10 protein-coding genes are annotated in these 12833 nt (G+C 42.6%); 5 read left to right on the forward strand and 5 right to left on the reverse strand.

The window, feature by feature from the left end:
* Nucleotides 1-118: 118 nt before the first annotated feature.
* Nucleotides 119-895: an enoyl-ACP reductase FabI gene (locus P8629_RS06815; protein WP_278165378.1), complete on the reverse strand. Its 777-nt coding sequence runs from the start codon at nucleotides 893-895 to the stop codon at nucleotides 119-121.
* 201 nt (nucleotides 896-1096) lie between these two features.
* Between P8629_RS06815 and P8629_RS06820 the strand changes: the two genes are divergently transcribed.
* From P8629_RS06820 to P8629_RS06835, 4 genes are read left to right on the forward strand one after another with little or no spacing between them, the layout of a single operon-like run.
* Entirely contained in the window at nucleotides 1097-3226 is a 2130-nt protein-coding gene (locus P8629_RS06820) for an ABC transporter substrate-binding protein (protein ID WP_278165379.1), read from the forward strand.
* Nucleotides 3227-4204 (forward strand): ABC transporter permease, encoded by a 978-nt coding sequence (locus P8629_RS06825; protein ID WP_278165380.1) that lies wholly within the window; start codon nucleotides 3227-3229, stop codon nucleotides 4202-4204.
* The gene (locus tag P8629_RS06830) at nucleotides 4204-5577 is read left to right on the forward strand and encodes an ABC transporter permease (protein WP_278165381.1); all 1374 of its coding nucleotides are present in this window, start codon (nucleotides 4204-4206) and stop codon (nucleotides 5575-5577) included. Before P8629_RS06825 ends, P8629_RS06830 begins: the two co-directional genes overlap by 1 nt.
* A 10-nt stretch (nucleotides 5578-5587) precedes the next feature.
* On the forward strand, nucleotides 5588-7231 hold the full coding sequence (locus P8629_RS06835; protein WP_278165382.1) for an ABC transporter ATP-binding protein: 1644 nt from the start codon (nucleotides 5588-5590) through the stop codon (nucleotides 7229-7231).
* A gap of 54 nt (nucleotides 7232-7285) precedes the next feature.
* On the opposite strand, the gene ppsA is transcribed toward P8629_RS06835, so the two are convergent.
* Nucleotides 7286-9697 (reverse strand): phosphoenolpyruvate synthase, encoded by a 2412-nt coding sequence (gene ppsA, locus P8629_RS06840; RefSeq protein WP_278165383.1) that lies wholly within the window; start codon nucleotides 9695-9697, stop codon nucleotides 7286-7288.
* A gap of 154 nt (nucleotides 9698-9851) precedes the next feature.
* Between ppsA and P8629_RS06845 the strand changes: the two genes are divergently transcribed.
* Nucleotides 9852-10583: an elongation factor-1 alpha gene (locus P8629_RS06845; protein WP_278165384.1), complete on the forward strand. Its 732-nt coding sequence runs from the start codon at nucleotides 9852-9854 to the stop codon at nucleotides 10581-10583.
* Nucleotides 10584-10682: 99 nt separating this feature from the next.
* On the opposite strand, the gene P8629_RS06850 is transcribed toward P8629_RS06845, so the two are convergent.
* From P8629_RS06850 to ubiG, 3 genes are read right to left on the reverse strand one after another with little or no spacing between them, the layout of a single operon-like run.
* Entirely contained in the window at nucleotides 10683-11381 is a 699-nt protein-coding gene (locus tag P8629_RS06850; protein WP_278165385.1) for an SDR family NAD(P)-dependent oxidoreductase, read from the reverse strand.
* Nucleotides 11378-12037, reverse strand: a complete 660-nt coding sequence (locus tag P8629_RS06855) for an HAD family hydrolase (RefSeq protein ID WP_278165386.1) — start codon at nucleotides 12035-12037, stop codon at nucleotides 11378-11380. The genes P8629_RS06850 and P8629_RS06855 overlap by 4 nt, the downstream gene beginning before the upstream one ends.
* A gap of 26 nt (nucleotides 12038-12063) precedes the next feature.
* Nucleotides 12064-12789, reverse strand: a complete 726-nt coding sequence (gene ubiG, locus P8629_RS06860; protein ID WP_278165387.1) for a bifunctional 2-polyprenyl-6-hydroxyphenol methylase/3-demethylubiquinol 3-O-methyltransferase UbiG — start codon at nucleotides 12787-12789, stop codon at nucleotides 12064-12066.
* Between the last annotated feature and the right edge of the window lie 44 nt (nucleotides 12790-12833).

Genomic DNA, 12833 nt, shown 5'->3' on the forward strand with positions numbered 1-12833 from the left:
GAAAGTGTTTAGGATACAAAACACCAAATGAGGTGTTTTGGAATAAGAACGTTGCACTTACGAGTTGAATGTATGATGCTAAAAACAACCAGGCCTGGCTATTTTTTATCAGTACTTATTAGGTACTTGCAGTCGTGTTATAACCACCATCAACATAAGTGATTTCACCCGTCACACCTGACGCTAGATCAGAGCATAAGAATGCCGCGGTATTTCCCACTTCTTCAATAGTAACATTACGACGTAATGGTGTTGCAGCTGCCGCTTTATCTAACATGCTACGGAAATCTTTAATCCCTGATGCCGCCAACGTACGAATAGGACCTGCAGAAACCGCGTTAACACGAATACCATCTTGCCCTAAATCAGCCGCTAAATAACGCACTGTTGCTTCAAGAGAGGCTTTCGCAATCCCCATGACATTATAGTTTGGTACCGCACGCTCAGCCCCCAGATAAGACAGCGTTAACACGGAGCCATTATTTTTATTCAGCATTTCATAGCCGGCTTTAGTCAAAGCCGTTAAGCTGTATGCTGAGATATCATGTGCAATAGAGAAGCCAGAGCGCGTTGAGGCATCGATCATACGACCTTCTAACTCTTCACGCGGCGCAAATGCGACAGAATGAACTAGGATATCTAGACCATCCCATTTCTTTTTCAGCTCAGAAAAGACGTTTTCAATTTGTTCGTCAGACGTAACGTCTAATGGCAGAACGATATTACTGCCTAATTCTTCAGCAATTTTTTCTACGCGGCTTTTCAATTTTTCTGTTTGATAGGTTAGAGCAATTTCAGCACCTTGTTCGTGCATCTGTTTTGCAATACCATATGCAATAGACTTATTGTTTGCGACACCGACAATGAGGGCTTTTTTACCAGCAAGAAATCCCATTTTTACTCCTTTGTTTGTGAGTGATCATCTAGAAATATTTGGGTAATTATAACGTTAAAATAGGGCTATAATAACCTTCTTTTAACGGGAAAAAGACATTCGTAATTTTAAGGATGAATGTTTTTGCCAGTCAATGAATTTAAAACTATATAAAGTAGACAAAGAGTGTTATCTAAGTTACTAAAAATAATTACAATTCTAATGACCTTAATATCCGTTTCTGGATGTGAGCAAAGTCGCTGGAATAGTCCTTATGAGTTAGGATTAGCCAAGCAACCGACCTTATTTAGTTCATTTTCTTCTAAGCCAAAACACTTAGATCCGGTTATTTCGTACAATGCCAACGAATGGTCGATTATCGGGCAGGTTTATGAACCACCGTTACAATACCATTATTTAAAGCGCCCCTATAGCTTAGAGCCTTTAACGCTTCAATCGATGCCCGAAGTTACTTTCTTGAATGAGCAAGGGCAACCGATATCTAAAGATTCTACTGACATCGCTTTTTCTGAATACACACTCTATTTAAATCCAAGCATTCGATATCAACCGCATCCTGCTTTTGTTAAAGACATCACGGGGCATTTAACATTTGCAAACTTATCTGCAGATAAGTTATCGGACATCACAACAATGGAAGATTTCAAACAAACAGATACTCGGCTATTGATGGCAGAAGATTATGCTTATGCAATTAAACGCATGGCTGTTCAGCTGAACAACTCCCCGATACTAGGCACCATGAAGCGATTGATTGTTGGATTATCTGATTTTTCAGAACAGGTCTCCTTGTCTCCCGTAAAACCACAAGCACTGCAAAAAATGAAGATTACCGGGGTGCAAGTGGTTTCTGGTTCTGAATTAAAAATTCGAATTTATGGTAAATATCCGCAATTTCTATATTGGTTGAGTATGAATTTTTTCGCGCCCATTCCTTGGGAAGCGGAAGTTTTCTACAATCAACCAGGCCTGGCTGAAAAAAACATTTCTTTAGATACCTATCCGGTCGGCACGGGAGCTTACCAACTGGTTGAAAACAATCCAAATAAACGAATGAGGTTGGTTGCCAACCCTAATTATGATCATGGCTTTTATCCGGAATCCGGCTTGTCGGAAGGTGCAGATCCAGTGTTGCTGAAAGATGCGGGCAAACAATTACCGTTTATCAAAGAAGTAGTGTACTCCCTAGAGAAGGAGAGTGTGCCGTTGTGGAATAAGTTTCTGCAAGGGTACTATGATGCTTCTGGAGTCAGCTCGGATAGTTTTGACCAAGCTATTTCGATCAGCGGCGGAGGGCATTTAAACTTAACGCCAGAAATGAAACAAAAAGGGATTCAGTTTTTAAATACGGTCGAACCAACCATTTATTACTTTGGGTTCAATATGGCAGATCCGGTTGTCGGTGGATATTCAAAAAAACAACGTAAACTTCGCCAAGCTTTGAGTATTGCCTTGAATTTTGAAGAATATATCTCTATCTTTATGAACGGTCGAGGGGTCGCTGCACAAGGTCCAATTCCCCCTGGCATATTCGGACATGAATCGGGGCAGAAAGGTATTAACAGTATTGTTTATGACTGGAAAAATGGTCATCCAAAACGTAAACCAATTGAAGTCGCGAAAAAACTCTTAGCCGAAGCTGGCTATCCGAATGGTCGAAAATCAAATGGAGAGCCATTGGTTTTGCATTATGATACGGCTGCCACAGGACCGGATAGTAAAGCTCAATTAAACTGGTATCGTAAACAGTTCGCCAAACTCGGTATTCAATTGGTTATTCGTGCCACAGATTACAATCGCTTCCAAGACAAAATGCGCGGAGCAAAAGGGCAGATGTTTACTTGGGGTTGGAATGCCGATTATCCTGATCCAGAGAATTTTTTATTTTTGTTAAATGGGGCGCAATCCGTTACTCAAACGAGAGGGGCAGGGATAAACTATGCCAATTACGATAATCCAGAATTTAATCGCTTGTTCAAAAAAATCAAAACCATGGAAAACTCACCGGAAAGATTGGCTTTAATCCAAAAAATGGTTCGGATTGTTCAAAAAGATGCGCCTTGGGCGTGGGGATTTAACCCGAAAAGCTTAGCGCTGTATCATAGCTGGTATCATAATGTTTGGCCGAATCCTTTGGCGAACAATACACTTAAGTACAAACGTATTGACGCTATAGAGCGAGTGACAAAACAAAAAGCTTGGAACAAGCCTGTTATCTGGCCAATCGTCATTGTTTTATTGTTATTGTTGATTTCTATTTATCCTTTAATAAAGGCTTACCAAGCACGACAAAAAGCGGTCGTCGTCCCTCATCAGAAAGGAGGCCTGTAAATGCTGGCATACATTATCCGCCGGTTATTATTTGCCGTGCCAATCTTGATTGGGGTGAACTTAATTACCTTCGCGCTGTTCTTTATGGTGAACACGCCGGATGACATGGCACGTGTGCACCTTGGCGCCAAACAAACCTCGCCTGAGATGATTACTGCCTGGAAGCAAATCCATGGCTACGATAAACCTTTATTTTACAATGAAAAGGCTTCAGGCCTGTCAAAGCTCAATGAAACCTTGTTCGTTCAAGAGTCCTTAAAACTTTTCTGGTTTGATTTTGGACAATCTGACGATGGTCGTCAAATTTCCTCTGATATTAAAGAAAGAATGTGGCCGAGTTTAGCTATTGCTTTACCGACCTTTATTATCGGGTTAATCACCAATATCGCCATTGCATTGCTTATTGTTTTATTCCGCGGATCGGTATTGGATTCCGCAACGATGGTTGTCGCTGTGGCAATCATGTCTATTTCTGGTTTGTTTTATATTATTGCAGGGCAAGTCCTGTTCAGTAAGATATGGCATTGGGTCCCCATCTCTGGTTATACCGATGGCTGGGACGGCATGAAATTTCTTATCCTCCCTATCCTAATTGGTATATTTGCTGGTCTGGGTGCGGGTGTGCGTTGGTATCGCAGTATTTTTCTAGAAGAAATTAACAAAGATTATATTCGTACCGCTCGTGCTAAAGGCTTGTCGGAAATTAAAGTGTTGTTTGGTCACTTACTGCAAAATGGATTACTACCGATTTTGACAGGGGTCGTTGTGGTCATTCCGACGTTATTTATGGGAAGCTTAATCATGGAGTCGTTCTTTGGGATTCCCGGCTTAGGAAGTTACACCATTGATGCAATTCATGCACAGGATTTTGGCATTGTGAAATCAATGGTCTTTTTAGGCTCCGTTCTCTATATCATTGGCTTGATTCTAACGGATATTTCCTATACATTTTTTGATCCAAGAGTGAGGCTGAACTGATGTTATCGTTTAGCTTAACTCCTTTATGGACTGACTATATGATCTGGGGACTGGTCATTGCACTCATGATCTGGGGGCAAATCATCAGCCGTTCTATACAGGTCAAGCAGCAATGGTTACTCATCTTCGAATCTAAACTCGCGATGATTTCAGCCATCATTTTAATATTTTACCTCGCGATCGCGTTAATGGATTCTATTCACTTTAAAATGGGGTCGAATCATGCAACGACCGTGACGGAAACCCAAAGTGTATTGGATGCCATTTTTCCACATTTGGCGTACCAGCAAGAACGCACCTACTCTGCACCTTTTGCAACGACAGAATATAACAAAAGTTTGGACATCAATGAACTTGGCGAAGTACAACAAATCTACCAGCCGTTAAAGCATATTGATGTCTCTTCATCAGTTTCAATCACACAAGCGACTCTAGAAGCATTTCTAGCGGGTTTATTAGTGAGTTTATTCCTGATTAGTTTACATGCCCTATGGCGAAGTCGAGCTCATCAGTTATCGTTTTCTGCTTTTGTTCTAAAAGTGATCCGAAATCAAACCCTGTTGCCTTGGCGAACGGCCTATATCACCTTGACGACTCTGGTGCTCTTTTTAAGCTGGCTGTATTTTTTGAGCTTTTCTTATCATGTATTTGGAACAGACAAAGTTGGTGGAGACGTTCTTTATGAATCGTTAAAGAGTATTCGTACCGGTGTGCTCATTGGTGTTTTGACGACACTGGTCATGTTGCCGTTGTCGATTACACTCGGCATCAGTGCGGGACTCTTCAGGGGCTGGGTCGATGATGTGATTCAATACATATACACCACGCTAAATTCCATTCCTGGGGTATTATTGATTGCCGCAGCCGTATTGGTGATGCAAGTCATTATGGGCAACCATCCCGATTGGTTTACCAGCACAGAAGAGCGCGCCGATGTTCGACTCTTATTTTTAATCTTCATTTTAGGTATGACCAGCTGGACCGGATTATGTCGTTTACTGCGCGCTGAAACGTTAAAAATCAGCCAAGTTGAATATGTCACAGCATCTAAAGCATTTGGCGTGAGTCGCTTTAAAATCATCGGGCGTCATATTTTGCCGAATGTCATGCACATAGTGTTGATTTCGGTAGTATTAGATTTCAGTGGTTTGGTGTTGGCAGAAGCGGTATTATCTTATGTAGGAGTTGGGGTTGACCCAACCATGCATAGTTGGGGAAATATGATCAACCAAGCCCGCCTCGAAATGGCGCGTGAACCGATGGTTTGGTGGTCGTTATTTTCTGCATTTTTCTTTATGTTTATCTTAGTCTTGGCGGCAAACCTTTTTTCAGACCGAGTCCAAACTGTTTTAGACCCTCGAAATAATCGATAGGATATTTATTATGGCTTCAAAACAACCTGTTTTAAGTGTTGAAAACCTAACTATACGAGTGGGGGTCAATGAGCTTGTCAAACAAATCAGTTTTAAGATTGAGCGCGGTGAAATTTTTGCACTCGTTGGCGAGTCCGGAAGTGGAAAATCATTAACCTCCTTAGCCATCATGCGATTACTGCCTGACGCATTAGACATTGCTGACGGTAAAGTTCTGCTAAATGAACAAAGCCTGTTTACACTCCCTGAGCATAAAATGCAACGTGTTCGCGGACAGCAAGTTGCGATGATTTTTCAGGAACCGATGACTTCTTTAAACCCTGTGATGAAAGTCGGAGAACAAGTTGCTGAAGTCTTACGTGTCCACTTAAACATGCATCGTAGTCAAGCACGTGAAAAAGTAATTTCATTGTTTGAAGAAGTAGGCATTCCTGAACCAGAATCACGTTATGACTGGTATCCGCACCAATTATCAGGGGGCCAAAAACAACGCGTGATGATTGCCATGGCTTTGGCTTGTGAACCCGATTTACTGATTGCCGATGAACCGACCACTGCATTAGATGTGACGATTCAGGCACAAGTTCTGAAACTATTAAAGCAAATACGAGATGAACGCGGCTTGGCCATTTTATTTATTACCCATGACATGGGGGTCGTGAACGAAATGGCCGATCATGTCGCGGTAATGCGCCAAGGAGAAATTGTTGAAAAAGCGGACAAAGCACACTTTTTCACCGCGCCAACGCATCCTTATACTAAAAAATTACTCGAAGACGCTGTTCCTAAACATACCTTCAAACCCGTTTCAAACACCAAAGACCTACTTCAGATAAATGATTTAAAAGTGCACTTTCCAATTAAAAAAGGCATTTTTCAACGTACTGTCGGGTTTGTTAAAGCAGTGGATGGCGTAACGTTATCTATCGCAAAAGGCGAAACTTTGGCTCTGGTAGGGGAGTCAGGTAGTGGTAAAAGCACGATTGGCCAAGCCATTTTGCGTTTAATCGAAAGCACCGAAGGCTCGGTTGTTTTTCAAAACAATGAACAAGGTGTTGATTTTATTAATTTAAATGAAAAAAGCATGAAGCCGATTCGTAAAAAAGTTCAAGTAATTTTTCAAGACCCTTTCTCAGCACTCAACCCAAGAATGCAAATCAGCGATATCATTCGTGAAGGCATGAACAGTTTAAAAGTGGGGCCGAAAGGGCGAGAAGCCCAAGATCAAAGAATTGATGATTTATTGGAACAAGTAGGGCTATTACCTGAACACAAATTCCGATACCCACACGAGTTTTCGGGCGGACAGCGCCAACGAATCGGCATCGCGCGTGCCTTGGCGGTGGAGCCGGAACTGATTATTTGTGACGAACCGACCAGTGCGTTGGATGTGTCTGTGCGAGCGCAGGTATTGGATTTGCTAAACGACCTGCAAAAAACCTACCAAATGTCTTACTTGTTTATTACGCATGATCTATCCATTATTCCCGCGATTGCGCATAAAGTGGCCGTGATGAAGCAGGGCAAGATTGTCGAGCAAGGCAATGTAGAAGCCATTATGTGCAACCCTCAACATAAATACACCCAGAAACTCTTAAACTCTGCGCCAGAATTGATTAAAAAAGCCTTTAAAACAAACACATTGACCCAATAAAAAACGCCCAGGCCTGGGCGTTTATTTTAAAAGAACCTTTCCTAGAACAGGCTATCAGTTCAACTTTCTCTCCAATTCTAAAACACATTGCATCGTGGTTAACACCGAATCCGGATTTAAACTCATTGAATCAATGCCTAGCTCAACCAAGAACTCGGCGATTTCTGGGTAATCTGACGGAGCCTGTCCGCAAAGTCCGGAATGAAGTCCGTTACGTTTAGCGCCTTCAATCGCCCACCGAATCATGGTTTTCACCCCTTCGGCGCGTTCATCATAACTATCCGCCACCAGATCAGAATCCCGATCGACTCCTAACACCAGTTGAGTTAAATCATTTGAACCAATGGAGATACCATCGAAGTAGGGCGCAAACGCATCCATCTCTAAGACGTTGTTGGGAATTTCACACATCATGTAGATTTGCAGCGCGTTTTTATTGCGTTTCAAGCCGTATTTTTCCATTAAAGCAATCACTTTTTGCGCTTCGACCACGCGGCGTACAAATGGAATCATCACGATGACGTTATTTAACCCCATTTCCTCTCGTACTTGTTTAATGGCCTGGCACTCCATCGCAAATGCCGGTTCGAAGGCATCTGAGATATAACGGGAAGCCCCCCGGTAACCGAGCATTGGATTTTCTTCCTTTGGTTCAAAATACTTTCCCCCCAGCAAACTGGCATATTCATTCGATTTAAAATCGGAGAGGCGAACCACTACCGGTTTAGGGTAAAAGGCCGCTGCAATGGTGCCGATACCGCTGATCAGTTGATCGACAAAAAAGGCTTCGCCATTTTCATAACCTTCAATCAATTCATCCAAAGCTTCTCGTGCTTTCGGGGCGGTCACTTTTTCTGGTTGCAGTAAGGCTAAAGGGTGCGCTTTAACGGATTCATTAATAATGAACTCCATTCGAGCCAATCCCACACCATGGTTGGGAATAAAGCTAGTTTGAAAGGCCAGATCAGGGTTGCCCAAATTAATCATAATATCGGTTTTAGGTGTTTCGAGATGCGACAAGTCGGTTTCCAAAACCTCAAACGGTTGCACACCTAGATAGACTTTACCCGTGTCACCTTCCGCGCAGGAAACCGTGACATAAGGATTGGACTCTAAGTCTTTAGTGGCTTGCGGACAGCCGACAATTGCGGGAATGCCTAACTCTCTGGCAATGATCGCAGCATGACAGGTTCGACCGCCGCGATTGGTAATAATGGCTGATGCTGTTTTCATGACAGGTTCCCAATCGGGTGTAGTGATGTCGGTCACCAACACTTCTCCCGGCTGAAACTGGTCGATATAAGCCACATCTTGAATTACATGCGCCTGACCATGCGCGACTTTTGAACCGACGGCACGACCCTCTGTTAAGATCTGCGCATCCGGTTTAGGTGTGATTCTATAAGACTTCAGGGTATGACCGGTTTCTTGCGAAACCACTGTTTCAGGGCGAGCTTGTACGATGTAAAGTTGACCATCATCGCCATCTTTTGCCCACTCAATATCCATTGGGCGAGCTTTTCCGGCTTTTTCGCTATAGTGTTTTTCAATACGGATTGCATAGTCAGTAAGTTTCAGGGCTTCTTCATCAGTAATACAAAACTGTTGCCGCTCCGCTTCGGTCGTGGTGATGTTTCTGACTGGACTGCCTTTGGAATCCGGCGCATAAATCATCTTAATTTTCTTGGCACCGAGATGGCGCTTTAATACATGGCGATACCCTTGTTCAAATGTCGGTTTGTGCACATAAAATTCATCAGGATCAACCGCACCTTGTACAACATTCTCTCCTAAACCATAGGCACCAGTGATAAAAACGGCATCTTTAAATCCGGTTTCGGTATCAATCGAAAACATCACGCCAGAAGCGGCCAAATCGGAACGTACCATTTTTTGAACCCCAATGGACAAGCCAACATCAAACTGCCCAAACCCTCTATCGATTCGGTAATGAATGGCGCGATCAGTAAATAAACTGGCAAAACAACGTTTACACGCATCTAGCAATGCAGCTTCACCTTCGATGTTTAAGTAAGTATCTTGTTGACCGGCAAAACTCGCAGTCGGTAAATCTTCTGCCGTGGCAGAACTCCGGATTGCTAAACTAATTGGCGTTGAAAAACTAGCGGACAGGGCTTGGTAAGCGTGCAAGATTTCGGCTTGCAAATCGTCAGGAAGCGGGGCGTCAAACAATAATTGACGGGCACGCAAACCACGTTCTGCCAAATCGGTGACATCCGATTCATCCAAAGGATCTAAGATTTCGTGTAATTGATCCCATAAGCCATTTTCCGTCAAAATAGCTCTATAAGCTTCCGCGGTTATGGCAAAGCCATTCGGAACCGGTACACCAACAGGTGTTAATGCTTGATACATTTCGCCCAGAGAAGCATTTTTACCACCGACAAGGGGAATGTCTTCAATTCCAATTTGGTCGAAAAAACGAATATACCGCTGATTTTTCATAAAATTTTCTCTTTTTTGGGACTGCGTAAATTACTAAGAATGATATAAATCATGATACGACTTTTACGTATAAAATTAAAATGATTATCTGAATTGTCTTGTTTATAATCGAATTCTTAATTTAACCTTTTTAAGTCAAAAAATTGGATCAACCATGGATAACACTTTGCCAGATATTCCGCTTGCCCTCAAATCCCTTTTTACGGGGTATATTATGGTTGTTGGGTTAGGGCTGCTCGTTGCAGGCGGTCAAATCCTGATGACACATGGGCAGGCCGACGGAAAATTTGGGATTTCCGTCGATGATATTGTTTACAGTTATTATGGTGATCGAACTAACTCTAAACTTGAAAACAAGTTGAATGGTTCAATGAAGGATAAAGCACCAGTTGAAGAGCGCACGACATTGATTAAATGGGCGCGTGACGGCGCAAGACAAGCTGAATTCGAATCAACCATTAAACCGATTGTAGATCAACGCTGCGCAATGTGTCACGGACACAAACACATGATGTTGTCGCTTCCGGATGTTACCCAATACAACACGCTAAAAGACTTAGCCAAAATAGATAAAGGGGCGGACATTACCTCTTTAACACGCGTTTCACATATTCATCTGTTTGGTATTTCGTTTATTTTCTTTTTTGTGGGCTATATTTTTTCAATGGCTGTCGGCTTTAACAAGTGGGTTAAGTCCATTCTGATCTTTGTCCCTTTTGCGTTTTTAATTGTCGATGTCGCAGCCTGGTGGCTGACAAAAATGAATCCACAGTTTGCTTGGATGGTGATTATTGGCGGGTTTGGCTATAGTCTGGCAGCAACGGTAATGTTGTTTACATCACTTTATCAGATGTGGATTTTACCTTGGCGCAGAAAACGGCAGTGACACTAAATTAAGTTGGCAACAGCAAAGCATTTGTGGGTTGCCTCAAATGCTCTCATCCAGGCCTGGGTATTTTTTGTTAAACGAGACCAGAAAAAATTGTTAAAGCTTTTCAATCAACTCTGATGTTAGCCCTTCCAACACCACATCCAATAATTGTATGGCAGCTTCATCAGAAGTAGGAATGGTCGCAGGGTTTTCACTCGGAAATTGCCGACTACGCGTATTTGATTGAAACGCTTCTAGCTTAGCATTGTAAAAGCGCACCGGCGTTCCCGGGTTCTCTTTAGCGGTACTCTTCATGAGTTGTTCCAGCCCCGCCTTGGCAACACCATAAGCACCATAGTAAGCAGGGTGTTCTATAATGTTTTGATCTAACACCGCCACCATCAAGCTTTTATTCGCTTGCTTCAAAAGGGGAAGGGTTTGCTGAATCAAATGAAAGTTTGCATTAAGATTGGTGTGCAGTACCTCGTACCATTGTGTGTAATCAAACAGGTCAATTGGCGTGAAGGCAGGCAATGTCGCTGCATTTAAGAAAACCCCATCCAAATAACCATATTCTGCTTTAAGGGTTGAGCTCAGCGCTTGGTAGTGATCAATGTTTGCCCCAAGTAAGTCCATGGGATAAAGTGCGGGTTCAGCCTTCAACTCGCTTGAGCTGGTAATTTCATCGTACAAATAATTTAAAGCTTTTAAATCTTTATCTAATAAAATCAATTGGTTGTTTTCTTTGGCTAATGCCAAACTTAAACTTCGGCCCAAGCCTTGTGCTGCACCAGTGATTACATAAATACTCATAATTGCTCTCGGATAAAATGGGTGATTTCAATTGGGGTTTCAAAGAAAAAATTGGCAGGCCAAGCAGATTCTTGCGCGGCTTCTGGCAGATAACCAAACATCGCAGCACCCGTTTGCATACCGGCATTGATTCCTGCCTCAATATCTCTTGGATGATCTCCAATATAAATACAGTTTTCTGGCTTTACGCCGCATTGTTCAGCAGCGAGCAGTAAAGGTTCAGGGTGTGGTTTTCTGACACTTAAGGTATCACCTGAAATAACGCTTAATGGCTCAGAAGGGAAGGAGAGGTTTTCTAATAACTTTTCTGTTAGCCAACCCGGTTTATTGGTCACGATTCCCCAGCTTAGATTTTTATTGGAAATTTCAGCCAGGCCTGCTGCCAATCCTGGAAAAACACGGGTGTGATGGTCAATATTTTTAAAATAAACGTCCAGGAAATATTGTCTTCTAGCTTCCAGTTCTTCACCTGCTAGCCCTGGAAAAGCAAGTTGAGTCATTGCAAGCCCACCTTGTGAGACGGTTTTACGGATATCTTGGTAATGTAAAGGTTGTTGACCGTAATGACGACAGGTTTGATTTAACGCGTAGGCAAAGTCATAAGACGTATCTAAAAGGGTGCCATCTAAATCAAATAAAATGCATTGAATGCTCATGCTTTCTCTCTTGTTTCACGGAATTGTTAAATAGTCGGCTTTTGATAAGCCAGCAGATAGTTGACGTCAAGACTTTCTGTCAGACGATATCGCTTTAAAAGAGGGTTAAAATCAATGCCGGCACCTTCTTTTAGGAACAGATCAGCTTGTCGAGCCATTGCATCCAGCTCTGAAGGTTGGATAAATTTCTCATGCGTATGAGTGCCTTTAGGAACCAAATTAAGCATCTGTTCAGCAGCGAAGATGGCCAATAGGTAAGACTTGTAGTTACGATTCAATGTTGAGAAAAACACCCAACCTCCTGGTTTAACTGCTTTCGCAGCGGCTTGAATAATCGATGCCGGATCAGGTACATGTTCCAACATTTCCATACAGGTCACAATATCGTATTGCTCTTCGTGAGTCTGGGCATGGTCTTCGGCTGAAATCAGGTGGTAATTCACCTTGGTTTCCGTATCTAGGCTGTGCAAGCGTGCCACGGTTAACACGTCTTCCGCCAAATCGATACCAGTGACATCGCCACCTTCCTTTGCTAACGATTCTGATAAAATTCCGCCGCCACAACCAATGTCTAAAATAGCTTTACTTTCAACTGGTTGGAACTGCTTAATAAACTCAACTCGAAGAGGGTTTATTTTGTGCAGCGCGCCAAACTCACCGGATTCATCCCACCATGTATTTGCTAGCTGGTTAAAGTTGTTTAATTCAGATGGGTCTGCATTTTTATGATGATTAAAGTCAGCTTGTGACATGCGTACCTCTGTGCCAGACAATTAAAAAATTGACGTGATTATAG

The sequence above is a fragment of the Hydrogenovibrio sp. 3SP14C1 genome (assembly GCF_029625905.1).
GTDB lineage: Bacteria > Pseudomonadota > Gammaproteobacteria > Thiomicrospirales > Thiomicrospiraceae > Hydrogenovibrio.

Bases quoted from the DNA above. Each gene is read 5' to 3' on its own strand.
- P8629_RS06815 (WP_278165378.1), bottom strand. From the start codon at position 895: ATGGGATTTCTTGCTGGTAAAAAAGCCCTCATTGTCGGTGTCGCAAAC.
- P8629_RS06820 (WP_278165379.1), top strand. From the start codon at position 1,097: ATGACCTTAATATCCGTTTCTGGATGTGAGCAAAGTCGCTGGAATAGT.
- P8629_RS06825 (WP_278165380.1), top strand. From the start codon at position 3,227: ATGCTGGCATACATTATCCGCCGGTTATTATTTGCCGTGCCAATCTTG.
- P8629_RS06830 (WP_278165381.1), top strand. From the start codon at position 4,204: ATGTTATCGTTTAGCTTAACTCCTTTATGGACTGACTATATGATCTGG.
- P8629_RS06835 (WP_278165382.1), top strand. From the start codon at position 5,588: ATGGCTTCAAAACAACCTGTTTTAAGTGTTGAAAACCTAACTATACGA.
- ppsA (WP_278165383.1), bottom strand. From the start codon at position 9,697: ATGAAAAATCAGCGGTATATTCGTTTTTTCGACCAAATTGGAATTGAA.
- P8629_RS06845 (WP_278165384.1), top strand. From the start codon at position 9,852: ATGGATAACACTTTGCCAGATATTCCGCTTGCCCTCAAATCCCTTTTT.
- P8629_RS06850 (WP_278165385.1), bottom strand. From the start codon at position 11,381: ATGAGTATTTATGTAATCACTGGTGCAGCACAAGGCTTGGGCCGAAGT.
- P8629_RS06855 (WP_278165386.1), bottom strand. From the start codon at position 12,037: ATGAGCATTCAATGCATTTTATTTGATTTAGATGGCACCCTTTTAGAT.
- ubiG (WP_278165387.1), bottom strand. From the start codon at position 12,789: ATGTCACAAGCTGACTTTAATCATCATAAAAATGCAGACCCATCTGAA.